A 26196-nucleotide genomic window follows, 5' to 3' on the forward strand; every position below is an offset into this window, starting at 1 on the left:
CATTTTTACATTTACAATTTGTTACCAGTTTTTGGCGCGCTTGTTAGCCAAAATCCCCCTCAACAACAAGAGAGTCGCCTCCCCCTTCAGTGGCACTCGTACCGTACTGCCACGGATTTTGGTAGTGTTCCATTGCCTGGAAAATCACCTGTGCCAGTTCATTCTGACTCAGCGTGTTAAAGCAGAGCAAATACTCCGTTTCTGGAAGACCTGGTAACCCGTCTGATTTGCCCAGAACGCGAAGATCCGGACTCATCATTTCGACAGGCCGTGCAGTAATTCCCAGTCCAGCTTTCACTGCCGCCTTCACCGCGGATAAAGTCGATGCCACATAGGCTATTCGCCAGGGGATATCTGCCGTATTCAGCGCATTGATGATCATGTCGCGGAATGGGCTTGGCTCATCCAACAATACCAACGGTACGGCTTCGCCCTTCTGGAGAACAAACTCCGCAGAACAGTACCAATGAGTGGGGGAGGCTCGTAGAGTCAGACAATCATATTGCCCCGGCCGATTGGTCGTGACAATCAGATCGACATCGTCTTCCTGCAATCTGTCACCAGCAAAGGGATTCCGTTTCACGCGGACATCCAGAGCCAGTTTTGGATAAACAGAGCTAATACGATTGAGCAAGAATGGCAGGATGGTATCCGCCGATTCATCAGAAGCACCAATCGTTAGCACGCCCTGGAGATTGCTAAACATTAGAGAAGTACATGCTTCATCATTGAAGCGTAAAATCTTTCTGGCGTAGCCCAGTAACTGAATGCCGTGTTCGGTTAACAGCTTATTTCGACCATGACGGGCAAAAAGCTCTTTTCCTACCAACTGCTCCAGACGCTGCATTTGCTGACTGACCGCAGACTGGGTGCGACAAACTGCAGCAGCTGCCGCAGCGAACGTGTTCAAATCAGCGACCGCAACGAAGGTTCTCAGCAGATCGAGGTCGAGATTCAGTATCGGACGATTTGCATTTATCATAATTTTTCACTTACGGGTTCCTCACTCGGAGCTACCCGGGTTTATGCTGTGCGCGTAAGATTTAAGCAATTCCCTTTTAAATGTGCATCCAGCAGAGTTATACCCTGGTCAACCTGACTGAAAGTTCTGATGTTTATCGTGCGCCGTTTGACGCATGACGAACGCAACGACATTATTTTGCATACTCCCTTTCCTTTCGAATATATAAACCATACGAATACTTGTTAATCCTTTTAAGGAAAAAGCATTTTTTTGCAACATTATCAGCCGCAGATGACTGGCGTGTCATATACAGCCAATACATATGGCTAACCGGGAGTCAAAACAAGTAATAACAAACAACTAATATATAGAAATAGTCCACAAAGCAAGCGGGGGCTCTCTTCTGTACCATTTCCGATCGGCATTTTAACCTAAAACCATTATATTTATAAGCACTATTGCGATTAATCTGATGCATAAAATTATCTCGCGAGCTACTTAATCTTATTAATATTAGAGTTAGTCATCGTTACCATTCGCAATATTAAATATACATAAAAATTGAATACTGCTATCTATTAATAATACTTAACAATGCTCTTACAGATTAGTCGGTTGTAGATGATGATTTCTTACTTTATCTACTCTCAACCTCAGCACGAACGTTCAGAAGACTGATTACAGTATCGCCAGGATTCTACCGCACACTGAATACTCGCCTCTTTTTAGCATAAAATTCGCAACAAAATTTAGATACTGAATGTAATCACTGAATTACAGTGTTTTACCCTAAAAAGATAGAGGTTTAAGCAACAAATCCAGTTTAAAAAACGTGAAATGCGATGCGGTTAAGGCAAAATCTTCTCCTGCTCACCCTTCAAAACCCGCCGCTGTGGGAGTACATTATTCGGTGCTGACTTCCACGGCAGGGAGTGGCATTCACAGCTAAAAGGTCTAAAGTTCATGTCCTCCATCGAAAAATCCAGTAAGTTAGACAACGTCTGTTACGACATCCGTGGGCCGGTACTTAAAGAGGCAAAACGCCTTGAAGAAGAAGGCAATAAAGTACTTAAGTTAAATATCGGCAACCCCGCCCCCTTCGGCTTTGAAGCACCCGATGAGATTCTGGTCGATGTGATTCGCAATTTACCGACCGCACAGGGCTATTGCGACTCAAAAGGACTGTACTCTGCTCGCAAAGCCATCATGCAGCACTATCAGGCGCGCGGTATGCGCGACGTCACTGTTGAAGATATTTACATCGGCAACGGTGTATCCGAGCTTATTGTACAGTCGATGCAGGCCCTGCTGAACAGTGGCGACGAAATGCTGGTCCCGGCCCCCGACTACCCGCTCTGGACAGCCGCCGTATCGCTGTCAAGTGGCAAAGCCGTGCATTACCTGTGCGATGAATCCGCAGGCTGGTTCCCGGATCTGGACGACATTCGCGCCAAAATTACCCCACGAACTCGCGGTATTGTCATCATCAACCCGAACAACCCGACCGGTGCGGTTTACTCGAAAGAGTTGTTGATGGAGATTGTCGAGATTGCGCGTCAGCATAATCTCATCATCTTTGCCGACGAGATTTACGACAAGATTCTTTATGATGAAGCCGAACACCACTCTATTGCCACGCTGGCACCGGATCTGTTCACCATCACCTTTAACGGTCTGTCAAAAACCTACCGAGTAGCCGGTTTCCGCCAGGGCTGGATGGTTCTCAGCGGACCGAAGAAACACGCCAAAGGCTATATCGAAGGTCTGGAGATGCTGGCTTCAATGCGTCTTTGTGCCAACGTACCCGCGCAGCACGCGATTCAGACGGCAATTGGCGGTTATCAGAGCATCAGTGAATTTATTGTGCCAGGCGGCCGACTCTATGAGCAGCGTAACCGTGCCTGGGAATTGCTCAATGAAATTCCGGGCGTTTCCTGCGTTAAACCGCAAGGTGCGCTGTATATGTTCCCGAAAATTGATGCCAAGCGCTTCAATATTCACGATGACCAAAAAATGGTGCTGGACTTCCTGTTACAGGAGAAAGTGCTGTTAGTTCAAGGTACTGCCTTTAACTGGCCGTGGCCGGATCACGTACGTATTGTGACCCTTCCACGCATTGATGACCTGGAAATGTCGATTACCCGTTTCGAACGATTCCTCTCCGGTTACCACCAGTAATAGCAGCGGGGGAGGATTTGCATCTTCCCCCGTACTCTGCGCACAATGACCCACCGTCGCTGTTACAGACAAGGTCATTTATGAGTCAGAGTCACTTCTTCGCCCACCTGTCCCGCCTCAAACTTATTAATCGCTGGCCCCTGATGCGCAACGTTCGCACTGAGAATGTCTCAGAGCATAGCCTGCAGGTTGCCATGGTCGCCCATGCACTCGCCGCCATAAAAAACCGTAAGTTCGGTGGTAGCCTTAACGCAGAACGTATTGCCCTGTTGGCGATGTACCACGATGCATCTGAAGTTCTTACCGGTGATTTACCCACACCAGTTAAATACTTTAACTCGCAGATAGCCCAGGAATACAAAGCGATAGAAAAAATCGCGCAACAGAAACTGGTAGAAATGGTTCCTGAGGAGTTACGCGATATATTCTCTCCGTTGATTGACGAACATAATTACAGCGCTGAAGAAAAATTGATCGTTAAACAAGCAGATGCTTTGTGTGCTTATCTTAAATGTCTTGAGGAATTGTCTGCGGGAAATAATGAATTTCGCCTGGCAAAAACACGTCTTGAAAAGACTCTTGAAGCCAGACGCAGCCAGGAAATGGACTATTTTATGCAAGTATTCGTGCCAAGCTTCCATTTATCGCTCGACGAAATAAGTCAGGACTCACCATTGTAAATGCGCATCACTTCCCTCTCCCAATGGAGAGGGAAAACATTCAGAATGGAAAAAGAATCGGGATAAGCAAAACGCAAACCACCATCACCAGCAAGGTAAAAGGCACGCCTATTTTTACAAAATCACTGAACTGGTAATTACCCGGTCCAAGCACCAGCGTGTTGACGGGTGAAGAGACGGGTGTCATAAATGCCGCGGAGGCCGCCATCGCCACCACCATGGCAAAAGGATACGGCGACACACCCATCGATTTTGCCGTCGCCAGCGCAATCGGCGCCATCAGTACCGCCGTTGCCGTATTCGATATAAACAGCCCAATGGTTGAACACATGGCAAACAGACAGATCAGCATCATATAGGGTCCGTAACCACCGCCAAATTCAAGCAACCACTTCACGACTAAATCGACGCCACCGGTTTTCTGCAAAGCCAGCGCAAAAGGCATCATTCCGACGATCAAAATAATGCTCGGCCAGTGAATTGCTTTGTAAGCACTTTCAGCATCAATACAACGAAATTTTCCCATCAGCAGGCAAGCAACAATGGCTGCAACTGGATTAGGAATTTCATCCGTTAGCATAAGTGCAACCATTAACACCAGACAAAACACAGCATGCGGCGCCTGGCTGTGTGCTGGCGAGACAGCACTCTCTTCAACAGGCATATTCAGCACCAGAAAATCACGCCCGGTCTGACTCAGCTGCCCAATCAGCTTCCAGTTACCGACCACGAGAATGATGTCGCCAAGTTGTAGTGGTTCATCAACCACCACGCCCGATTTAGCAACACCATCACGCTTAAATCCCACCACATTGACGCCATAGCGGCTACGAAAGCCAATTTCTCTCACCGTCTTACCAAGCATTTCTGACTCCGGCATCGGTGAGACTTCTGCCATGCCCACATCCAGCGCCTGGTCAGAAAAATATTCACCGCGCAGGATCATCGGCTCCAGCAGTTGTTCAGCACAAAACTCACGTAGGTCAACATCAGCCGCTGACATATCAATCAGCAATACATCGCGAGCGCGAAATTCCGATACACCGTTGACGTTAACAATCACGCGACGAAAGCGCCGCCAACGTTCAAGGCCGATAACGTTAGCACCATAGCGCTCACGCAGTTTGAGGTCATCCAGGCGTTGCCCGATCAACGGCGAGCCGGGACGGATTGCGAGTCGACGGGCGCGCCCGGTGAGATGGTATTCTTTAATAAGATCGCGGAAGGTGCGCCGTTTCCAGCCATCGCGTTGATGCTCTTCCTTCTCCCCTTTCAGCATAAAACGCATTAGCAACATATAAATGATGCCTATGACGAGAATGACGAGCCCAAGCGGGGTTACGCTGAAAAAGCTAAACCCTGCCAGCCCCTCACGCAGTAACTCACTATTAATCACCAGGTTGGGCGGCGTCGCCACCAGCGTCATCATACCGCTGATAAGCCCGGCGAAGCTCAGTGGCATCATCAGGCGAGAGGGCGAAATTTGCATTCGCATCGACACACTCAGGACAACCGGGATAAAAATAGCCACCACGCCAGTTGAACTCATGAAAGCGCCGAGGCCCGCCACCGTGAGCATCAGCAACACCAGCATTTTGATTTCGCTACTACCGGCCATTTTAACCAGCCAGGTCCCCATGCTGGTTGCCACCCCCGTGCGGACCAGCCCTTCGCCAATAATAAACAGTGCACCAATCAGAATAACGTTGGGATCGCTAAACCCGGACAAAGCTTCCGTCATTGTCAGGGTTCCACTCAGGATAAACGCGACGATAACCAGCAATGCCACCGCGTCCATCCGCACTTTACCCGTTGCAAAGAGGACAACTGCAATCATCAACAGGCACAGGACCCAAATCAGCTCACCGTTCACAACATTTCCTTGTTTTAAATGGGGTGATAAATCATGCCATAAAAAAGCCCCGTCAATGCGGGGCTAAATCATGTGTCAGGCTTTTCGGGTGACAACAGCCTGGCCATCGTCTCGCTTAATCACCGAGAGCTCGTCCAGTCTTGTCAGTACAAAATCGACCTCATCAAGCCGGGGTGAATCAGCAGGCACGTTTACCGCAATGACATGGCATTTTGCCGCAAGGCCAGAAAGCACGCCGGCAGAAGCATCTTCCACCACCACACACTCTTCCGGTGCGAGACCAAGCAGCTTCGCCCCCAGCAGATACGGGTCTGGTTCGGGTTTGCCACGCGCCACCTGCTCTGCCGTCACAAACACTTCTGGCATCGGTAAACCACCTGCACGGTGACGGGCATGTGCAACTGGAATCGAACCGGAAGTTACGATCGCCCACGGGATCTGCGACGCATTAAGATGGTGAAGCAGCTCAACCGCCCCTGGTAACGCCACCACGCCGTCGGTATCGTTGGCTTCAATCTCTTCCAGACGGGTGAATTCCGCCATGATCTCCGCTTCAGACTTACCCGGCATGAAATGGCGCAAGGAGGTGATCGCCTGTTTGCCGTGAATAAAATTCAATACATCGTCATGAGCGATACCAAAACGATCGGCCCATTCGCACCAGGAGCGTTCTACAACTGGCAGAGAGTTCACCAGGGTACCATCAAGGTCAAACAAAAATCCTTTGCACTGCACGCGATGCTCCTTACGCATTAATAATCTGATTAATCTCGTTCGAGCTCAGATGATACTGACGCGGGCAAGAGTGCCAGACATTCAGCATGCGCTGATATTTTTCCCACATTGGGGTCTGAGCATTAAAACCGTGCGTCCCCGCATCAAAGTGGGTATAGCGCCCTTCAATATTAACCATGAAGCGAACATAACCGAGGTAACGTGCTTCTGTCGCAGCATCAAAGCCCAGGAATGTTACGCGACGCTCATCAATGGTTTGCGCCTCTTTCAGGTTGGCCCAGGAAACATGTAACGCATGATACATTTCCATGATGTCGATGATAATGCGGCAAGTTTCTTCCTTCAGTTCACCGAACTCTCTGTCCAGTTCACGCATTTGCAGACCATAACCACGCTCAATGATAGTCTGCAGACGACGATAGCGCTCCGCATTGGCAGGATCCATCATCGTCATCATTTTGTACTGATTTGATAAAATCAGTCGTTGGGCATTGGTCATTTCCATCGTTAACTCCTGTGGGCACGTCGGTGCAATAAAAAAGAGGCACATAATCTATGTGCCTTCTTTTATATGCGTAATCCGGGTTCAATTACAAATCATCAAGAAAAGTTTTATCGAGTTGTTTGAAGGCGCGCTTAAGCGTGTCAGCTAACGCCTGATAATCAGGCTTCCCTTCAACCGGGGAAAGAGCCTGTCCTGCTTCTTGCAGTTTCCCCCTCACCTCGTAGAACCACTGGAGTATAGAAGGCGGTAGCGGTGTGACCGAACGTTTACCCAACCACCACAGTCCCTGCATCGGCAGACTCAGTGCGAAGAGCGCGGTGGCAATCGCCGGCCCAAGTTGGCCGCCAAGAGCGATTTGCCAGCAAAGCGTGAATACCGCGACGGGTGGCATAAAACGAATAGCGTAGCGGGTGGCGCGTATGACACGACCTTCAACAAATATCGGCGCGAGGCGTTTATCCATCGGCCAGGTCTTCGCGTATTGCTGTCCCCGGCGAAACAGTCCAAAGAAACTTACAGGGTGATTTTCTGAATTGGACATGGCTTTACCTCAACTTCACATATAAAAATTAAAAAAATTGTGCAAAACAACAACTGTCTATGACAACGTTAAAATTTTTTGTCAATTGGACTGCGTATCAGGTATCCTGTGCCAGCCTTGTAGGGCCGTAGACGAGCTCAGGTCAATCGTCAAATTTATGCCTATTATGCCACTGTCTGTAATTTGAGCAAAATGACATAAAATCTTAAGTATTCTTTCATCATGCCAGAAAGTTTGTTCGGCATGATGTTAATCATAAATGTCAGCCTCATCATGCGCTACGCTGAGAGACTCACTGACGTTTTTTTAGCCACGTATCCATAAATAGGTACTTCCATGTCGAGTAAGTTAGTACTGGTTCTGAACTGCGGTAGCTCCTCACTGAAATTCGCCATCATCGATGCAGCCAACGGTGAAGAGTTCCTTTCTGGTTTAGCCGAATGTTTCCATCTTCCTGAAGCACGCATCAAATGGAAAATTGACGGTGGTAAACAAGAAGCGGCTTTAGGTGCAGGTGCCGCTCACAGCGAAGCGCTGAACTTTATCGTTAACACTATTCTGGCACAAAAACCAGAACTGTCCGCACAACTCACCGCGATCGGTCACCGTATCGTGCACGGCGGCGAAAAATACACCAGCTCCGTGATCATCGACGAATCCGTGATCCAGGGCATCAAAGATGCAGCATCATTTGCGCCGCTGCACAACCCGGCTCACCTGATCGGTATCGCCGAAGCGCTGAAATCTTTCCCTAACCTGAAAGACAAAAACGTTGCCGTATTCGACACCGCATTCCATACCACCATGCCGGAAGAATCTTACCTCTATGCTCTGCCGTACAAATTGTACAAAGAGCACGGTGTTCGTCGTTACGGCGCACACGGCACCAGCCACTTCTATGTCACCCAGGAAGCTGCAAAAGTTCTGAACAAGCCAGTAAACGAACTGAACATCATCACCTGTCACTTGGGTAACGGCGGTTCTGTTTCTGCTATCCGTAACGGCGAATGTGTTGATACCTCCATGGGTCTGACCCCGTTGGAAGGTCTGGTAATGGGTACCCGTTCTGGTGATATCGACCCGGCTATCATTTTCCACCTGCATGACACTCTGGGCATGAGCGTTGAAGCTATCAACAAAATGCTGACCAAAGAGTCTGGCTTGCTGGGTCTGACCGAAGTCACCAGCGACTGCCGTTATGTAGAAGATAACTACAAAGACAAAGAAGACGCTAAACGTGCAATGGACGTTTACTGCCACCGTCTGGCGAAATATATCGGCTCTTACACTGCGCTGATGGATGGTCGTCTGGATGCCGTGATCTTCACCGGTGGTATCGGTGAGAACGCTGCAATGGTTCGCGAACTGTCCCTGGGCAAACTGGGCGTTCTGGGCTTCGAAGTTGATCACGATCGTAACCTGGCTGCCCGCTTCGGCAAATCCGGTTTCATCAACAAAGAAGGTACCCGTCCAGCTATCGTTATCCCGACTAACGAAGAACTGGTCATCGCGCAAGACGCGAGCCGTCTGACCGCCTGATTACACACCGCCAGCTTAGCTGGCGGTGCTGTTTTGTAACCCGTCTAAAACGACGGTAACGAAGAGGATTAACCGTGTCCCGTATTATCATGCTGATCCCAACCGGAACCAGCGTCGGTCTGACCAGCGTCAGCCTGGGCGTTATCCGTGCAATGGAACGTAAAGGCGTTCGTCTGAGCGTCTTCAAACCTATCGCTCAGCCACGCGCTGGCGGCGATGCCCCAGACCAGACCACCACCATCGTACGCACCAACTCCGGCCTGCCAGCTGCAGAGCCGTTGAAGATGAGCTATGTTGAGTCCCTGCTGTCCAGCAACCAGAAAGATGTGCTGATGGAAGAGATCGTCGCACGCTACCATGAGAACAGCAAAGACGCTGAAGTGGTACTGGTTGAAGGCCTGGTCCCGACCCGTAAACACCAGTTCGCACAGTCCCTGAACTTTGAAATTGCTAAAACCCTGAACGCAGAAATCGTGTTCGTAATGTCTCAGGGCACCGATACTCAGGAACAGCTGAAAGAACGTATCGAACTGACCCGCAGCAGCTTCGGCGGCGCGAAAAACACCAACATCACCGGCGTAATCGTTAACAAACTGAACGCACCGGTTGATGATCAGGGCCGTACTCGTCCTGACCTGTCAGAAATCTTTGATGATTCTTCTAAAGCGAAAATCATTAAAGTTGATGCTGCAAACCTGGCGGCCTCCAGCCCGCTGCCTGTACTGGGCGCGGTACCGTGGAGCTTCGACCTGATTGCCACCCGTGCAATCGACATGGCGCGTCACTTAAACGCAACCATCGTCAACGAAGGTGAAATCAATACCCGTCGCGTGAAGTCCGTGACCTTCTGTGCACGTAGCATCCCGCACATGCTGGAACACTTCCGCGCAGGCTCCCTGCTGGTGACCTCTGCAGACCGTCCTGACGTGCTGGTTGCAGCCTGTCTGGCCGCAATGAACGGCGTGGAAATTGGTGCAGTTCTGTTGACCGGTGCCTATGAAATGGACCCGCGTGTCGCCAAACTCTGTGAGCGCGCGTTTGCGACTGGCCTGCCGGTATTCATGGTTGACACCAACACCTGGCAGACCTCTCTGAGCCTGCAAAGCTTCAACCTGGAAGTGCCGGTTGATGACCATGAGCGTATTGAGAAAGTTCAGGAATACGTTGCAAGCTACATCAACGCTGACTGGATCGAGTCTCTGACCGCAACCTCTGAGCGTAGCCGTCGTCTGTCTCCGCCAGCCTTCCGTTACCAGCTGACTGAGCTGGCACGTAAAGCCGGTAAACGCGTTGTTCTGCCAGAAGGCGACGAACCGCGTACCGTTAAAGCAGCAGCAATCTGTGCTGAACGCGGCATCGCGACTTGCGTACTGTTGGGTAACCCGGAAGAGATCAACCGCGTTGCCGCAGCACAGGGCGTAGAACTGGGCTCAGGCATCGAAATCGTTGATCCGGAAGTGGTACGTGAAAGCTACGTAGCTCGCCTGGTTGAACTGCGTAAGAGCAAAGGCATGACCGAAGCGGTTGCCCGTGAACAACTGGAAGACAACGTTGTTCTGGGTACCCTGATGCTGGAACAGGACGAAGTTGATGGTCTGGTTTCCGGTGCGGTTCACACCACTGCGAACACCATTCGTCCGCCGCTGCAGCTGATCAAAACTGCCCCAGGTAGTTCTCTGGTATCTTCTGTGTTCTTCATGCTGCTGCCGGAACAGGTTTACGTTTACGGTGACTGCGCGATCAACCCGGATCCGACTGCAGAACAACTGGCAGAAATCGCGATTCAGTCCGCTGACTCTGCGATTGCCTTCGGCATCGAGCCGCGCGTTGCAATGCTCTCCTACTCCACCGGTAACTCTGGTGCAGGTAGCGACGTTGAGAAAGTGCGTGAAGCAACCCGTCTGGCACAGGAAAAACGTCCTGACCTGGTTATCGACGGTCCGTTGCAGTATGACGCTGCGGTTATGGCTGACGTTGCGAAATCCAAAGCGCCGAACTCTCCGGTTGCAGGTCGCGCTACCGTGTTCATCTTCCCGGATCTGAACACCGGTAACACCACCTATAAAGCGGTACAGCGTTCTGCCGACCTGATCTCCATCGGGCCGATGCTGCAAGGCATGCGCAAACCGGTTAACGACCTGTCCCGTGGCGCACTGGTTGACGATATCGTCTACACCATCGCACTGACTGCAATTCAGTCTTCCCAGCAGTAAGTACATGGCTTGCCCGGTAAGGTTCTGCCTTACCGGGTAACAAAAAGGCGACCTTTGAGGTCGCCTTTTTTAATGTTGCTCTTTATTCCTTGCCAGGAACAGGCATTAACTGCCGAACGTTTACTCTGCTGCTTCCGACTTCTCTTGTTTTGATGCGTCGTTGCTGGCGTTACGACTCATCCACAGCGCCAGTGCTTTAAGTGAATCCGGGGTGAACTCATCACAACGGGCGGTAATATCTTCCGGTGTCATCCAGTGGACTTCACTCACCTCTTCTTCCTGCAGGGCGAACGGCCCGTGAGAAACACAGCTGAATAATCCCCCCCACACCCGACAGTGTTCATCTTCGTAGTAGAAGACGCCATGTTCGGCAAAAGGGACACCTGCGATGCCAAGTTCTTCTTCGGCTTCCCGACGTGCGGATTCCAGCAGGACTTCATCCGCCTGAACTACACCACCTGCGGTGCAATCCAACATGCCCGGCATAAAGTCTTTAGTTTCAGTTCGGCGTTGAACCAGGATCTTGCCCATGCCGTCGTGCACAACGATGTAGGTCGCACGATGACGCAGGCACTGCGCGCGCATTTGCTGGCGGGTAGCCTGAGCGATAACTTCGTTATCCTCGCTGACAATATCCACCCACTCCGTGTCTGCTAAATGATTCTGTTCCACCATCAGGAATGTCTCTTCATGGCGCTCTTATGGCGCGTTTTCAGTTGAACGGTAAGTTACGGATTAATCGCGACCTGTGCAATAACCCGATTATCATTGAGTGCCTTTATGCTCAGTAATCCTTCATCCAGCAGGCCGTAGCTTGCCGCAAAGCCCCCTTTCGGGATGCTGACGGAACCAGGATTAAAGTGGAAGATGTCTCCCCGCTTTTCCGCAACCGGCAGATGAGTATGACCATAGACCAGCACATCACCCTGCGCCAGCGCCGGCAGGTTATCCGGGCCAAACAGATGACCGTGAGTCAAAAAGAGACGCTGTGAGGGCAGCAAAACCTGCTGCCAGGGTGCCGTGATGGGAAAATGCAACAGCATCTGGTCCACTTCACTGTCGCAGTTACCGCGCACGGCAATAATCCGTGAGGCCAGTTCATTGAGACGCTCGGCGACCTGTGCCGGGGCGTACCCTTCCGGCAGCGCGTTCCGTGGGCCGTGATATAACACATCGCCAAGGATAACCAGCCACTGAGCACCGCTTTGTGCAAATAACTCCAGCACGCGTTCAGTCGCCGGGAGAGAGCCGTGGATGTCCGATGCGAACATCAGTTTCATTGTCTTACCTCTTCTTAGCCTGCCCGTTTTGCGGAGAGCGCAACATAACGCTGCACCGAAGAACGCTGCCACTGGAAGGTTGCGTAATTCGCTAACAACTCCGGCACATCATCCCCGTGCATCACCAGGCGATTGAGCATCAACGCAAGATCGGCGTCGGCAATACACCATTCACCAAACAGATTGGGTTTACCGTGAGAAAGAAGCTCCCCCGCAATAGCACTGAGTTTGGCGACTGCCTCACGTCCCCCGGGGGACAGGGGAGCTTTTTTTGCACCGGCAAAAATAACATCTGTTCCGCGCTCTTCACGAATGGGCATCAAATCACTGCGGATCCACGCCTGTATTTGACGCGCACGGGCGCGTTTTTGCAGGTCATGGGGATAGATGCGCTCATACTCTGGCGGCGCAAAGCGCTCTTCCAGGTATTCCGTGATAGCCGACGATTCACTGAGCTCAAAACCGTCAATTTCCAGCACCGGCACACGCCGTGTCAGGCTGTAACCTCGCCAGTTATTTTGGTTATTTTCGCCTTTATCAAGGTCGACGGTTTTCAGAGAGAAGGGTAAACCTTTTTCATGCAATGCGACGTAAACCGCCATGACATACGGGGAGAAAAAATTCGAATCTGACCATAAGGTTATTGTCGGTTCGCTCATGACATCCTCTCAACGATTAGGTTTTTCAACAAAATATAACGTCTTGTTAAAACTGTCACTTGATGAAAACTCACACATCAGATGTAAGACCTATACTCAAAGAGAGAATAACCCGAAAAACGGGAGTCATGATGATAGATCTCTTTTATGCCCCAACTCCAAATGGTCAGAAAATCATTCTGTTTCTGGAAGAAGTCGAACTTGCCTGTCGATTAATCCGTGTCGATCTCAGTAAAGGTGAACAGTTCAACCCGGAATTTCTGGCGATTTCACCGAACAATAAAATCCCCGCCATTATCGACCATGCCCCCGTTGACGGTGGCCCGCCCATCAATCTGTTTGAGTCTGGCGCCATTCTGCTTTATCTCGCAGAGAAGACGGGAAAACTGCTCAGCGGTGAACTTCGTGAACGACATACAACACTCCAGTGGCTGTTCTGGCAGGTAGGTGGCCTCGGCCCGATGCTGGGGCAAAATCACCATTTTAACAACGTCGCCCCGCAACAGATTCCCTACGCTATCGAACGGTATCAGGTAGAAACCCAGCGTCTGTACAGTGTTTTGAATAAGCGCCTGGAGAGTGCCCCCTGGCTTGCGGGTGAACATTACAGCATCGCTGATATCTCCGCATGGCCCTGGATTAACGCCTACCGTCGCCAGCGAATTGCGCTGGATAACTACCCGGCGGTATTCAACTGGTTTGAACGGGTTCGTACACGTCCAGCGACCGAACGCGCCATGCAGAAAGCACAGCAGATCTGACAAACGCACCGGGTTTCCTCGTGTATCATGGGTAATTTTCCCCGTTCAGGAAATTTCGCAATGTCACAACCAGACGCCATTATTCGAATTAAGAACCTGCGCCTGCGCACTTTTATTGGTATCAAAGAAGAAGAGGTCGTTAACCGCCAGGATATCGTTATCAATGTTGTCATTCACTACCCTGCCGACAAGGCCCGCGCCAGCGAAGACATCAATGATGCGCTGAATTATCGCACCATTACGAAGAGCATTATTCAGCACGTTGAAAGTAACCGCTTCTCGTTGCTGGAAAAATTAACTCAGGATGTGCTGGATATCGCACGCGAACATCATTGGGTCACATATGCTGAGGTGGAGATCGATAAACTTCACGCGCTGCGTTATGCCGACTCGGTATCGATGACCATGAGCTGGCGACGTTAAGCGCAACCGGGAGGTTGCATGAAGATTCTGATTACCGGCGGTACCGGCCTGATTGGCCGTTTTTTGATTCCGCGTCTGCAAGAACTCGGCCACGCTGTCACCGTGGTAACGCGTAATCCGGTCAAAGCGCAACAGACCCTGGGTGCCCGAGTCACCGTCCTCGAAGGGCTGGATGGACTGAATAACCTTAACGACTTCAGTGCAGTGATTAATCTGGCGGGTGAGCCTATTGCCGATAAACGCTGGACGGAAGAGCAAAAGCAGCGATTGTGTGATAGCCGCTGGTCAATTACCCAAAAACTGGTGGACCTCACCCTTGCCAGTGACAACCCACCGGAGGTGCTGATTTCTGGCTCCGCCGTCGGCTATTACGGTGACCTGGGCGAAGTGGTGGTGAACGAAGATGAACCACCGCACAATGAATTTACCCATAAGTTGTGTGCCCGCTGGGAGCAAATTGCCTGTGGGGCTCAGAGCGATCGCACGAGGGTCTGTCTGCTGCGCACTGGCGTCGTCTTCTCGCCTCAGGGAGGGATTCTTGCCAAAATGCTGCCGCTGTTCCGTCTTGGGCTGGGCGGGCCAGTCAGTAATGGACGTCAATATATGGCATGGATCCATATCGATGACATGGCCAACGGCATTATCTGGTTGCTGAATAACGATCTGCGTGGCCCGTTCAACATGGTTTCCCCCTACCCGGTCCGTAACGAGCAGTTTGCCCACTCGCTGGGGCATGTGCTGAATCGCCCGACCATCTTTCGTGCCCCGGCCACCGCCGTACGCCTGATGATGGGGGAATCCGCAGTGTTAGTACTTGGCGGCCAGCGCGCCTTGCCTAAACGGCTGGAAGCGTCGGGTTTTGCCTTCCGCTGGTTTGATCTGGAAGAAGCGTTGCAAAATGTGGTGGGGTAATCCCCCCCAATTTAAGGTATTTATCCATCCCCTTCCGGTGCTAAGCTACTACGCTGTTCACCGGAAGGACTGCATTCTTCATGATATTAAGCACTCCGCGTCTGACCCTCTCCCCATTTACCGAGGCCGACTGGACCTTTTTCCTCGCCTTACGTCAAAGCCCGGACATCATGCGTTTTATGGGTGACGTTGCGATTGAGTACGATATCCGTACCCTGTTTACCGCCCGTCAGAATGATGAAAATGCCCTCATCATCCGTGATAGTTCAGGTGAAGCGCTGGGCGATATTGGTCTGCAAATCAGCACGCAAAACCCACAGGAAGCCGATGTCGGTTATTCCATCGCACCTTTTGCCCAGGGAAAAGGTTATGCCAGCGAAGCGCTGACCGCCCTACGGGATTATGCCTTCAGCCAGACCGCTGTGACTGCGTTGAATGCCTGGGTGCTGGCAGAGAATCAGGGATCGGTACGGGTACTCGAAAAACTGGGGTTCAGACGTGTACAGGCGCTGGAAAAGGCATTCACCCTGAACGGCGTGGCTCATGATGACTGGGTGTATCGGCTGGTAAAAGAGAACTAAGGCGCAGCGTCACTGCGCCCTGAAAGGCTTACACGCTTTGCTCTGCCTCTTTTGCCACCCGGTTTTGCGGAACACGCTTCGGCTGCGGCACCTTGATGATAAACGTCAGCACACCGGCAAAGATGTACAACCCGGTGTAGGCCCACACCACGCCCACGATATCGAAGAACGGCAGCAGTGCTGAGGCGATAGCCGGGGCAACGAAGTTACTCATCCCCGCAGAGAGGTTATAAATTGAGACCGCCGCGCCTTTGTGATGGGGTTCGAGCGTCGGGAAGACCGCCGTCATCGGCACAAATGCCGCCACAAAAATCCCCAGCATCACCGCCGGAATCAGCGCAACCGCGAAGTTATGCCCGGCATAAACCGGCAGGTAGTAGAACGTCAGGCTGGAAATCGCCATCCCCAGGCAGCCAAACCAGCGCACCTGACGGATCCAACCAATATACTCCCCGGCAATCCCCCAGAAGATATTGGTAAAGATGGTGACGAAGAAGAACACCGCCCAGATTTGCAGCCATTCGGAGATGCTAAAGCCCAACCGGTCGACAAACAGCAACGGCATGACAATGGCAAAACCAAACAGCGACAGGGTGTTGATGATGCGAATCAGGCAGGCATAGAAAATGTCGCGGTTGGTAAACAGAATAGTACCTGCACGGGAAAGCTCGGTCATCTTATCGCGCAGCGGCAGATTAACGCGAGAGCGATCCACCGGTACATTGCGCAGGCTGAAGTACGCCAGCAGTCCACCGCACGCCACCCAGACAATGGCAAACCACAGAGTGCCCGTTTCACCAAATATCGGGATGGTCAGGCTCGGCAGGTAGCTCCCCACCACGCCGATGCCGATGGAGTACATCGCCCAGAACCAACCGGTTGCCGCCGCCAGATTGGGGCGCGGCAGCACCTGGACCAGCATCAGCATGAAGGAATAAATAAACATCGGGTAGGCCAGCCCACGGATACCGTAGAACAGCAGCATCAGCGGGTAGTTACGCATTCCCAGCCCCATCGACATAAAGAGCGCATGCATAATGACCCACAGCACGCAGCCGATGGTCATTGCCCGTTGGGGGGTAATCAGCTCGGCTACCACGCCGGAGGCCCAGGCCGCCAGCGCCGCCGCAAGACCATACAGCGTGAAGACCAGCGCAGACTGTGCTGGCGTAAAGCCCATATCAGTAATATGTTTAGATAAGAAAGCCATTTCAAAACCATCGCCTGCCATAAAAATCGCGATAGCCACAAATCCCCAGAGCAGATTTTTCGGTAAACCAAACCAGTATTGTTGAGATTGCATCACAATCTTCCTTTATAAGCCGGGAGAGGCGCCCCGACGACGGTACAGAGGTCGGGGCAGAAGGATTACGGCAGCAGCGAGCGCGCTGCCTGTTGTTGTTGGTAGAGCAAACGGAATAGCGCCAGCCGTTTCGCCAGCCAGTCAGCCCGTTCAGGCTGCGGCGTGTAGCGAGCCACTACTGGAGGTTTAAGGCATACCTGCGCCTCATCGCCGCCGTCGGCCAGCCAAGCCAGGCGTGCTGCCCCCAGCGCGCCAGAGGAGCTGGCCGGGTGAGTAACCATCGGGATGTCCAGCACATCGGCAATCAGTTGCGCCCACACGCTGCTGCGTGCACCTCCACCTGTCAGGCTGCACTGGGTGATGTTGGCATTCCCCAGCACATTCAGACCATCAGCCAGACCGAAGGTGACCCCTTCAATCACTGCATACCCCAGCAGTGCGCGGCTGGTTTCATGACGCAGATTGAAGAAGCTTCCCGCCGCCAGCGGATCGTTATGCGGCGTACGCTCGCCTGACAAATAAGGCAGAAAGACGGGTGCGCGCTTGAGCTCATCGTCAGTGAGTTGGGCAATCTCTTCCATTAGCTGACTTTCAGTCACCGAAAGCAGATTGCAGGCCCAGCGCAGGCAGCTTGCCGCGCTCAGCATTACGCTCATCTGATGCCAGCGGCCCGGCAATGCGTGGCAGAAGGCATGCACGCCGGAATCTGGATCGGCCTGCAGGGCATCGTTGACCACAAAAATCACCCCGGAAGTACCCAACGAAATAAACGCATCGCCTGGAGCCACCGCCCCCACGCCGACCGCAGAGGTGGCGTTATCGCCGCCACCGCCCGCCACTACCACGGAAGAACTTAAGCCCCACTCCGTCGCCAGTGCGGCGCGAAGTTGGCCGCTGGATTCACTGCCCTCCACCAGCGCAGGCATCTGGCTGCGCTTGAGATCGGTCATCGCCAGCAGTTCGTCAGACCAGTCGCGTTTTGCCACATCCAGCCATAAGGTGCCGGCGGCATCGGACGGATCGCTGACAAACTCCCCGGTTAAACGCCAGCGCAGGTAATCTTTTGGCAACAGCACCTTTGCCACCTGACTGAAAATCTCCGGCTCGTGGCGGGCGACCCACACCAGCTTGGGTGCGGTAAAGCCCGGCATGATCATGTTGCCGCTGATTGCCATCATTTCCGGATGGTGCCTGCTCAGCCACTCACACTCGGCAGCACTGCGGGTGTCATTCCATAAAATGCACGGGCGCAGCACATTGTGGTCACCGTCCAGCAGCACGGCACCGTGCATCTGGCCCGACAGGCCTATCGCCCGAATGGCAGCCCACTGTTGCGGATGCTGTTGACGCAGTTCAGCCACCACACGGCCACATGCCAGCCACCAGGCCTGTGGATCCTGCTCAGCCCAGTGCGGGTGTGGGCGCTGCACGGTCAGCGCGGCATGCGCCGAGGCGACAATCATGCCGTCGGTGTCGATCAGCAGCGCCTTTAATTCTGAGGTTCCAATATCGATGCCCAGATACATAGCGCCTCCTTACACTGCCGCCAGTTGCGATTCAGGTTGCTTCAGCCACTGCTCCAGCTCTGCGACGGTACGGCGCAATAGCGAGAGGAACTCCGCAGAGGTTGCCAGCTCGGCAAAGAGCGCCTCATCAGCGGCCCAGACGGCAAGCGGGTCTTCGGCGTCAAAGACTGCGCGTACGGCATCAGGCTGCATCACACCATCCTGATAGGTGTAAGGCAGAGAACCATCGGCCCAGCGTTTGAGGAACTGGAAGAAGAGTGCGGGCAGCACGGCAGTTGCCGTTGGCGCTTCACCGCGTTTGTAGCATTCGACAAGCGTTGGCGTGACCATGCCCGGAATTTTTGATAAACCATCAGCCGCCACACGCTGGTTAGTGTCTTTAATGTACGGGTTACTGAAGCGCGCGAGCACCACGTCGCGGTATTGCGCCAAATCCAGTGGGCTTGGGGTCAGAGACGGGATCACATCGCGAGAAACATACTCCCAGGCCATCTGACGAATGGCGCTCTGACGGGTACTGTCATCGATATAGCTCAAACCAATCAGCGTGCCCGCCCAGGCAATACAGCTATGGGTAGCGTTAAGAATGCGGATTTTCGCCTCTTCCCACGGCAGCACGGAGTCCACCAACTCCACACCCACGTTTTCAAGTGCCGGGCGGCCATTAATGAAATCATCCTCAATCACCCACTGAATAAAGGATTCGCCCATCACTGGCACCGCATCTTTTTTCCCGGTTGCCGCCAGAACGCGCTCTGCCACATCCGGGGTCGGGCGCGGGGTAATACGGTCAACCATGGTGTTCGGAGAGGTCGTGTGAGCACTTACCCAGGCATGAAGTTCCGTTTCACCTTTGGCCTGCAGGAAGGAGAGGAAACCATGACGGAAACGCTCGCCGTTGTGGCGCAGGTTATCGCAGTTCAGTAAGGTCACCGGTTCGCCATGTGCCGCAATACGTGCTTTCAGAATACGGGTCAGTGCGCCATAAAGCGTGCGGATGCCTCCCTGCAAATCCGCTTTCACATCAGCCTGTTGTTCATCCAGCTCATGTTCCGGGGTCAGGTAGTAGCCGCTTTCGGTGACGGTGAAGGCAATGACGCGGGTCTGCGCATCAGCACCTTGTTGCACCAGCGCGCTAATCTCACTGTCCCATGGCAGCACCTTGCGAATGGAGGTGATGGTTTCGTACGCACGCTCTCCCTCCGGGGAGACGGTTTCCAGCACGTATTCTCCGTTCTGGGCGGCAAGGCTTGCGAGCAGCGCATTGGCATCATCGCGAATATTCCCCAGCGCGATGCTCCAGCGGCCATCCCCTTGTTCCAGTAATTTGTGCAAATACCACGCCTGATGAGCACGATGGAACGACCCGGCACCAATATGCATCCACACCGCTTTCTTCTCGGACATAATCATCACCTTAATATGAGCATTTGATTGTTTAACGGGCTTATGCCCGTTTGTTGAGCGTATGTTAGTTGTCGGATGCAGGATCGTTCTGCGATGATCCTCACGAAAATAGCTTTTGCCCTTAAAAAGTACATTTGCCCATTTTTATTAATCTGCCCATTGCGCGTACAATGTCAGCAGAACATTTGGGGATTGCGTTAATGAACAAAGAAGAGAAAAAACAAGAGCTCGCTGCCCGTGCCGCCTGGATGTATTACGTCGCCGGATTAACACAGCAGGATATTGCCGCAGCCCTTGGGCTTTCACGCCAGGTGGCGCAGCGGCTGATTTCTGGTGCACGGGAGATGGGAATGGTGACAGTGAACATCAGTCATCCAGTGACACGCTGCTTAAAGCTGGCGCGGGATCTTCAGGAGAAATACGCACTCACTCTGTGCCGCGTGGTTCCCTCTTCCGGCCTTGAAGATGAGTCCATCCAGCAAATGCTGGCGGTTGAAGGTGCGGAGGTAATGGCGCAGTTTATCGATAAAACCGAGCCACAGGTCTTTGGCGTCGGTTCGGGTAAAACGTTGCGCTCGGTCATTGATGCCCTGCCCTGGCAGGATCGCCCCCAGCACCAGTGTGTGTCGATGATAGGTGCTATAGCGCGGGATGATTCCGGTACCCGTTATGATGTGCCGCTGAAAATGGCGGAGAAGATGCAGGGCAAGTATTACTTCATCCCCGCACCGCTCTATGCCGACAGCCCGGAAGATAAAACCAGTTGGTGTCAGCATCAGATTTATCAACGTGTTGCCGCCCGGGCATTAGGGGCCGATGTGACCTTCCTCGGCATTGGCGAAGTGGAACTGGGCTGTCCGTTAAACACCGAAGGGTTTATTACCGACACCCAGGTGCAGGACCTGGAAAAACAACATGTGGCGGGTGAGATGCTCGGGCATTTCTTTAACCACGACGGGGTGCGACTGAATTCGGAACTGGATGCGATGCTCACCAGCGTGCCATTGAGCAGCCACATTGCGCGTTCTGTTGTTGGATTTGCCGGGGGTGAACGTAAATTTTCCGCTATTCGTGCGGCCCTGGTGGGCGGTTGGGTCAACGGGCTCGTGACGGACGAAGATACGGCGCTGAAACTGCTGGCAGAATAACGGCTACCGGCGAGCGCCGGTAGCCTGAGTCTTACTTCAGAGAACCTTTCAGGAACTGCTGCAGACGGGCGCTTTTCGGATTACCGAACAGCTCATCTGGCGTGCCCTCTTCTTCAATTTTGCCCTGATGCAGGAAAATAACGTGGGTGGACACGGTACGGGCAAAGCCCATTTCGTGGGTCACCACCACCATCGTTTTTCCCTCTTCTGCAAGTTGCTGCATGATGCGAAGCACTTCACCCACCAGCTCAGGGTCCAGCGCAGAAGTCGGTTCATCGAACAACAGCACTTCTGGCTCCATTGCCAGCGCACGGGCAATAGAAACACGCTGCTGCTGACCACCGGAAAGGTGCACCGGGTATTTCGCCTGTTGCATCTCATCAATACCAACTTTCGCGAGATACTTCACCGCACGATCACGGGCTTCCTGCTTGCTCAGGCCCAACACCTGAATCGGCGCTTCCATGACGTTTTCCAGTACCGTCATGTGGCTCCACAGATTGAAGTGCTGGAACACCATAGTCAGACGGGTGCGCAGTGAACGCAGTTGCTGCTTGTCCGCCACCCTTAACTGACCGTCTTTATCGCGCACCAGGTTGATGTTCTCCCCGTTGACGACAAGCGTGCCTTCACTCGGTTTTTCGAGGAAGTTAATGCAGCGCAGAAAGGTACTTTTACCTGAACCGGACGAGCCGATAATGCTGATCACATCCCCGGCGTTGGCCTGCAGCGACACCCCTTTCAGCACTTCATGTTCGCCGTAGCGTTTATGCAAATCGATAACGTTTAATTTATTGTCAGCCATGATGTTCTCAGTGCGTCGAAGAAGGTTTGATATGCTGCAACCAGCGCTTTTCCGCCTTGCGGAACAAGCTAATCAGCACATAAGAGATAATCAAATATAACACCGCGGCGATACCAAACGCGGTAAACGGCTGATAGGTGGCGGAGTTAATGTCGCGGGCAATTTTCAGCAAATCCGGCACTGTGGCAGTAAAGGCCAGCGCCGTGGAGTGCAGCATCAGGATCACTTCGTTGCTGTAAGCGGGCAACGCAATACGCAGCGCCGACGGCAAAATAATCGAGCGATACATCTTCACTGAGGAGAAGCCATACGCCCGCGCCGCTTCGATTTCCCCTGCCGGCACCGAGCGAATCGCCCCGGCGAAAATCTCGGTGGTATAAGCACAGGTATTCAGCGTCAGCGCCAGCACCGTACAGTTCAGGCCGCTACGGAAAAAGGCGTTCAGCAGCTCAGTTCCCTTGACGATTTCCAGGGTATACATGCCGGAATAGAACACCAGCAACTGTACGTAGAGCGGCGTACCACGAAAAATATAGGTGAATAGCCAGATAGGGAATTGAATGTATTTATTGCTGGAGACCCGCCCGATAGCCAGAAACACCGCCATGACACCGCCCATCACCACCGAGGAGATCAGCAGCCACAGGGTGATAGCGACACCGGTGAAACGATAGCCGTCAGTCCACAACAACGATTTCCAGTACTCCTGAATAATCTCGATCACAGGTCAGCCCTCTTCACACCTACGGAGTAGCGACGTTCGAGAAGAAGCAGTACGCCATTGGACACAGTGGTAAACAGCAGATAAATCAAACCGCACACGATCGCGAAGTAGAACGGTTCCCAGGTACTTTTCCCGGCAAGCTGGGTGGCTTTCACCACATCTTCCAGACCCAGTAAAGAGACTAGCGCCGTGGCTTTAAGAATAACCTGCCAGTTATTGCCAATACCGGGTAGCGCGAAACGCATCATTGCCGGGAAGAGAATACGGCGGAAGGTCTGGCTGTTAGTGAAGCCGAAAGCGGTCGCCGCTTCGATGTGCCCTTTCGGCACGGCCATGAACGCGCCACGGAAGGTTTCGGTAAAATATGCGCCGTAAATAAAACCGAGCGTAATAATACCCGCTACCATAGGATCGATATCAATCTGATCCATGCCCGCAGCGTCAGTCAGAGTATTCAGCGCAATTTGCAATCCGTAAAAAATCAGCAGCATCAGCACCAGGTCTGGTACGCCGCGAATGAGTGTGGTGTAGCCTTCAAAGATCAGCGCCAGCGGACGATTTTTCGAGAGCTTGGCTCCCGCACCCGCCAGACCAATCAGCACCGCCAGTACCACCGAACTGATAGCCAGCTCCAGCGTGACAATGGCACCGTGGAATATTACTTGAGAAAACCCGTACAGCATGCAGCTTGCCCTGTCGTGTATCATGTTTGCCGTGTCTCTTCCCCTCCCGTAACAGGAGGGGTCGCACGTTAAACATGCGTGGAATTAACCACCATAAACATCAAAATCAAAATACTTTTTCGCCAGCTTTTCATAAGTGCCGTCGGCACGCATTTCAGCAAACGCTTTGTTCAGCGCTTCACGCAGCTCGTTATCATCCTTACGCACGCCCATGCCGGTACCAACGCCAAACAGCTGCTCGTCTTTCACGGACGGACCGCCAAATTTGTAGTCTTTACCAACCGGTGTTTTCAGGAAGCCTTCGCTGGCAGCCACTTCATCCTGGAATGCCGCATCAATACGCCCTGCCGTCAAGTCAGAATAGATATTATCCTGGCCCTGATAAGAGACGATTTCGATGCCTTTTGGCGCCCAGTGCACGTTGCCGTAGGTTTCCTGCGTCGTGCCTTGCAGCACACCCACACGTTTCCCTTTCAGCGAGTCGAGAGTCGGCTGAATGTCAGCATTTTTGGCGACCACCAGGCGAGAATCCGCTGCGTACAGCTTGTCGGTGAACGAAATTTCCTGCTGGCGTTTTTCAGTAATTGAAAGAGACGACATGATGGCGTCAATTTTCTTTGCTTTGAGCGATGGAATCAGTGCATCCAGCGGGTTCTCGATGAATACACACTGGGTTTTAATGCGTTGACACAGCTCTTTAGCCAAATCGATATCAAAACCGACCAATTCCCCTTGTGAATTCTTCGATTCGAAGGGGGCATAAGTCGGATCGGTACCGATACGAATTTTTTGTGGAATAGCTGCGAATGCGCCGGAAGCGCTGGAGATAGCGAGCACCAGAGAAAGTGATAACACCAATTTTTTCATAAATATCCTCAACAGACTGTCTTTCCTAAGGGATTTATTAGAAGAATACGGTGTCGCTATCGTGCCATCATATGGCACGGCAAGGCAAAGCATTCTGCCCGCCAGACGGCTTTTTTTGCATCGTTAATGCTTAATTATGCAGTGATGCGCCATTTTAGTGCAACCAATGCACTGTCATGAAACATCACCCACATTGATGCACCACTCTGGCGGACCAAAATGGCGCATCACGCTTATACCAGGCAGACGGTTTTAATCGCCGTAGACGTTAAAGTCGAAGTATTTTTTAGCGAGTTTGTCGTAGGTACCGTCTTTACGCATCTCATCAAATGCTTTATCGAAGGCTGCTTTCAACTCGGTATCGTCTTTACGCAGACCGATACCTGTGCCGTCGCCAAAGTATTTTTTGTCTTTCACAGACGGGCCCGCAAAGGCAAAGTCTTTACCCGCAGGTTGCTTCAGGAAGCCTTCGCTGGCCGCCACTTCGTCCTGGAATGCAGCATCAAGACGACCTGCCGCCAGATCTGAATAGATCAGATCCTGGTTCTGATAGGCCACCACATCGATGCCTTTAGCACGCCATACGTCGTTACCATAAGATTCCTGGGTAGAACCCTGCAGCACACCCACATGTTTACCCTTCAGCGACTCAAGCGTTGGCTGAATTGGCGAACCTTTGACGGCAATCAGACGGGAGTTAGCGGCGTACAGCGGAACGGAGAAAGCAATCTCCTGCTGACGCTTCTCGGTGATGGAAAGAGAAGAGATGATGGCGTCAATTTTCTTCGCTTTCAGGGACGGGATCAGGGCGTCAAAATCGCTGCCCACCCAGGTACATTTGATCTTGATACGGGTACACATCTCATTACCCAGATCGATATCAAAACCGACGAAATCCCCTTTCGCATCTTTAGAGGAGAAAGGTGCGTAGGTTGCATCCGTACCAATACGTACTGTCTGGGGAAGTGCTGCGTAAACGCTGGATACTGCAGACAGACCCAGCAGTAAAGACAGAGCAATAACCGTCTTCTTCATACATTACCCTCAAGTGTTCTGATTTTATTATCGTGCGTTGTGTTGTGTTACTGACAGTTTCCTTGCACGTCTTATGCCAGTTTCGCGGCGCGAAAAATCATTAGCGTTAAATTTGTTAATGAAACGTTGCAAAGTCACTTAATGGTGAAAGATAGCAGGTCAGCCGAACGAACCAGAGTGTTAACAGGGGAAAAAAGGGATTAAATGTTGAGGATATGATCACGCTTACAAAAACGCCCTAAAAAAGGGCACGGAAAGAGGCGACGCACTATTTTGCGTCATTACCACCCTGCCAGCGGGTGAAGAGATCCTGCGGCAGTTCGATATCAAACTGGTCCAGCACCCGATTGACGGTCTGGTTAATCACATCATCCAGGCTTTGCGGATTGTGGTAAAACGCCGGCACCGGCGGCATGATGACTGCGCCAAATTCTGCCGCCTGGGTCATCAATCGCAAATGGCCCAGATGCAGTGGCGTTTCACGCACACAGAGCACGAGTGGACGACGCTCTTTGAGCACCACATCAGCCGCACGGGTGAGCAGGCTATCGGTGTAGCTATTCACAATGCCGGAGAGGGTTTTAATGGAACAAGGCAAAATCACCATGCCGGCGGTTTTGAACGAACCAGAAGAGATGCTGGCAGCAATATCACGCACGTCATGCACCACGTCGGCCAGCGCCTGAACGTCACGCAGAGCAAAGGATGTTTCAAGAGAGAGGGTCTGCCTCGCGGCAGGACTCATCACCAGATGGGTTTCCACCTCAGCTACGTCGCGCAATACCTGCAACAAGCGTACGCCGTAGATTGCGCCACTGGCACCCGAGATCCCCACAATGAGTCGTTTCATAACT

The 26196-nt window shown here is 52.4% G+C and carries 26 protein-coding genes; 9 read left to right on the forward strand and 17 right to left on the reverse strand.

The genetic code is table 11. The features are described 5' to 3' along the window. Window positions 1–43 precede the first annotated feature (43 nt). Entirely contained in the window at window positions 44–982 is a 939-nt protein-coding gene (lrhA, locus tag AC5JPW_RS18990) for a transcriptional regulator LrhA (protein WP_494242674.1), read from the reverse strand. A gap of 945 nt (window positions 983–1927) precedes the next feature. Here lrhA and alaA point away from each other — a divergent pair. Next, entirely contained in the window at window positions 1928–3142 is a 1215-nt protein-coding gene (gene alaA / locus AC5JPW_RS18995) for an alanine transaminase AlaA (protein WP_494242675.1), read from the forward strand. Window positions 3143–3222: 80 nt separating this feature from the next. Beyond that, window positions 3223–3822, forward strand: coding sequence for a 5'-deoxynucleotidase (gene yfbR / locus AC5JPW_RS19000; RefSeq protein WP_494242676.1), 600 nt, complete (start codon window positions 3223–3225; stop codon window positions 3820–3822). Between the two features lie 40 nt (window positions 3823–3862). Here yfbR and AC5JPW_RS19005 read toward each other — a convergent pair whose 3' ends face one another. From AC5JPW_RS19005 to yfbV, 4 genes are all read right to left on the reverse strand, one after another. Beyond that, a complete protein-coding gene (locus AC5JPW_RS19005; protein WP_494242677.1) occupies window positions 3863–5695 on the reverse strand; it encodes an SLC13 family permease in 1833 nt (610 codons plus the stop codon). Between the two features lie 75 nt (window positions 5696–5770). Next, window positions 5771–6448, reverse strand: a complete 678-nt coding sequence (locus tag AC5JPW_RS19010; protein ID WP_494242678.1) for a sugar phosphatase — start codon at window positions 6446–6448, stop codon at window positions 5771–5773. Next, window positions 6441–6935, reverse strand: coding sequence for a YfbU family protein (locus tag AC5JPW_RS19015; RefSeq protein WP_494242679.1), 495 nt, complete (start codon window positions 6933–6935; stop codon window positions 6441–6443). The genes AC5JPW_RS19010 and AC5JPW_RS19015 overlap by 8 nt, the downstream gene beginning before the upstream one ends. 85 nt (window positions 6936–7020) lie before the next feature. Further along, window positions 7021–7476, reverse strand: coding sequence for a terminus macrodomain insulation protein YfbV (gene yfbV / locus AC5JPW_RS19020; RefSeq protein WP_494242680.1), 456 nt, complete (start codon window positions 7474–7476; stop codon window positions 7021–7023). Between the two features lie 336 nt (window positions 7477–7812). Between yfbV and ackA the strand changes: the two genes are divergently transcribed. Together ackA and pta are read left to right on the forward strand one after the other, a co-directional pair. After that, on the forward strand, window positions 7813–9015 hold the full coding sequence (gene ackA / locus AC5JPW_RS19025; RefSeq protein ID WP_494242681.1) for an acetate kinase: 1203 nt from the start codon (window positions 7813–7815) through the stop codon (window positions 9013–9015). A gap of 74 nt (window positions 9016–9089) precedes the next feature. Continuing rightward, complete coding sequence (gene pta, locus AC5JPW_RS19030) at window positions 9090–11228, forward strand: phosphate acetyltransferase (protein WP_494242682.1); 2139 nt, start codon at window positions 9090–9092, stop codon at window positions 11226–11228. Between the two features lie 120 nt (window positions 11229–11348). Here pta and yfcD read toward each other — a convergent pair whose 3' ends face one another. Genes yfcD through yfcF form a run of 3 tightly spaced genes read right to left on the reverse strand, consistent with a single transcriptional unit; the run spans window position 11349 to window position 13167 of the window. Next, on the reverse strand, window positions 11349–11903 hold the full coding sequence (yfcD, locus tag AC5JPW_RS19035) for an NUDIX hydrolase YfcD (RefSeq protein ID WP_494242683.1): 555 nt from the start codon (window positions 11901–11903) through the stop codon (window positions 11349–11351). 53 nt (window positions 11904–11956) lie between these two features. Then, on the reverse strand, window positions 11957–12508 hold the full coding sequence (gene yfcE / locus AC5JPW_RS19040) for a phosphodiesterase (RefSeq protein WP_494242684.1): 552 nt from the start codon (window positions 12506–12508) through the stop codon (window positions 11957–11959). Window positions 12509–12522: 14 nt separating this feature from the next. Further along, complete coding sequence (yfcF, locus tag AC5JPW_RS19045) at window positions 12523–13167, reverse strand: glutathione transferase (protein WP_494242685.1); 645 nt, start codon at window positions 13165–13167, stop codon at window positions 12523–12525. Between the two features lie 131 nt (window positions 13168–13298). Between yfcF and yfcG the strand changes: the two genes are divergently transcribed. The 4 genes from yfcG to AC5JPW_RS19065 all read left to right on the forward strand — a co-directional run bounded on the left by yfcG (window position 13299) and on the right by AC5JPW_RS19065 (window position 15844). Next, window positions 13299–13928, forward strand: coding sequence for a GSH-dependent disulfide bond oxidoreductase (gene yfcG / locus AC5JPW_RS19050; protein ID WP_494243873.1), 630 nt, complete (start codon window positions 13299–13301; stop codon window positions 13926–13928). Window positions 13929–13988: 60 nt separating this feature from the next. Beyond that, window positions 13989–14351 (forward strand): dihydroneopterin triphosphate 2'-epimerase, encoded by a 363-nt coding sequence (gene folX, locus AC5JPW_RS19055; protein WP_494242686.1) that lies wholly within the window; start codon window positions 13989–13991, stop codon window positions 14349–14351. An 18-nt stretch (window positions 14352–14369) separates the two neighbouring features. Further along, on the forward strand, window positions 14370–15263 hold the full coding sequence (locus tag AC5JPW_RS19060) for a TIGR01777 family oxidoreductase (protein ID WP_494242687.1): 894 nt from the start codon (window positions 14370–14372) through the stop codon (window positions 15261–15263). Window positions 15264–15343: 80 nt separating this feature from the next. Continuing rightward, on the forward strand, window positions 15344–15844 hold the full coding sequence (locus tag AC5JPW_RS19065) for a GNAT family N-acetyltransferase (RefSeq protein WP_494242688.1): 501 nt from the start codon (window positions 15344–15346) through the stop codon (window positions 15842–15844). 28 nt (window positions 15845–15872) lie between these two features. Here AC5JPW_RS19065 and AC5JPW_RS19070 read toward each other — a convergent pair whose 3' ends face one another. The 3 genes from AC5JPW_RS19070 to dalD all read right to left on the reverse strand — a co-directional run bounded on the left by AC5JPW_RS19070 (window position 15873) and on the right by dalD (window position 20080). Beyond that, a complete protein-coding gene (locus tag AC5JPW_RS19070; protein ID WP_494242689.1) occupies window positions 15873–17147 on the reverse strand; it encodes an MFS transporter in 1275 nt (424 codons plus the stop codon). 65 nt (window positions 17148–17212) lie between these two features. Next, window positions 17213–18673, reverse strand: a complete 1461-nt coding sequence (gene xylB, locus AC5JPW_RS19075; RefSeq protein WP_494242690.1) for a xylulokinase — start codon at window positions 18671–18673, stop codon at window positions 17213–17215. A 9-nt stretch (window positions 18674–18682) separates the two neighbouring features. Beyond that, complete coding sequence (gene dalD, locus AC5JPW_RS19080) at window positions 18683–20080, reverse strand: D-arabinitol 4-dehydrogenase (RefSeq protein ID WP_494242691.1); 1398 nt, start codon at window positions 20078–20080, stop codon at window positions 18683–18685. Window positions 20081–20280: 200 nt separating this feature from the next. On the opposite strand from dalD, the gene AC5JPW_RS19085 reads away from it, so the two are divergent. Further along, entirely contained in the window at window positions 20281–21228 is a 948-nt protein-coding gene (locus tag AC5JPW_RS19085) for a sugar-binding transcriptional regulator (protein ID WP_494243874.1), read from the forward strand. Between the two features lie 31 nt (window positions 21229–21259). Here AC5JPW_RS19085 and hisP read toward each other — a convergent pair whose 3' ends face one another. The 6 genes from hisP to AC5JPW_RS19115 form a co-directional block, all read right to left on the reverse strand. Continuing rightward, a complete protein-coding gene (hisP, locus tag AC5JPW_RS19090) occupies window positions 21260–22033 on the reverse strand; it encodes a histidine ABC transporter ATP-binding protein HisP (RefSeq protein WP_494242692.1) in 774 nt (257 codons plus the stop codon). Between the two features lie 7 nt (window positions 22034–22040). Beyond that, window positions 22041–22757 carry an ABC transporter permease gene (locus AC5JPW_RS19095; RefSeq protein WP_494242693.1) on the reverse strand — a complete coding sequence of 239 codons (717 nt, stop codon included), beginning with the start codon at window positions 22755–22757 and terminating at the stop codon, window positions 22041–22043. After that, a complete protein-coding gene (locus AC5JPW_RS19100; protein WP_494242694.1) occupies window positions 22754–23440 on the reverse strand; it encodes a histidine ABC transporter permease HisQ in 687 nt (228 codons plus the stop codon). Before AC5JPW_RS19100 ends, AC5JPW_RS19095 begins: the two co-directional genes overlap by 4 nt. Before the next feature lie 84 nt (window positions 23441–23524). Next, the gene (gene hisJ, locus AC5JPW_RS19105; RefSeq protein ID WP_494242695.1) at window positions 23525–24307 is read right to left on the reverse strand and encodes a histidine ABC transporter substrate-binding protein HisJ; all 783 of its coding nucleotides are present in this window, start codon (window positions 24305–24307) and stop codon (window positions 23525–23527) included. Window positions 24308–24559: 252 nt separating this feature from the next. Next, a complete protein-coding gene (argT, locus tag AC5JPW_RS19110; RefSeq protein ID WP_494242696.1) occupies window positions 24560–25342 on the reverse strand; it encodes a lysine/arginine/ornithine ABC transporter substrate-binding protein ArgT in 783 nt (260 codons plus the stop codon). Window positions 25343–25610: 268 nt separating this feature from the next. Continuing rightward, window positions 25611–26192, reverse strand: a complete 582-nt coding sequence (locus tag AC5JPW_RS19115; RefSeq protein ID WP_494242697.1) for a UbiX family flavin prenyltransferase — start codon at window positions 26190–26192, stop codon at window positions 25611–25613. Window positions 26193–26196: the final 4 nt, after the last annotated feature.

It is taken from the genome of Phytobacter sp., assembly GCF_059074235.1.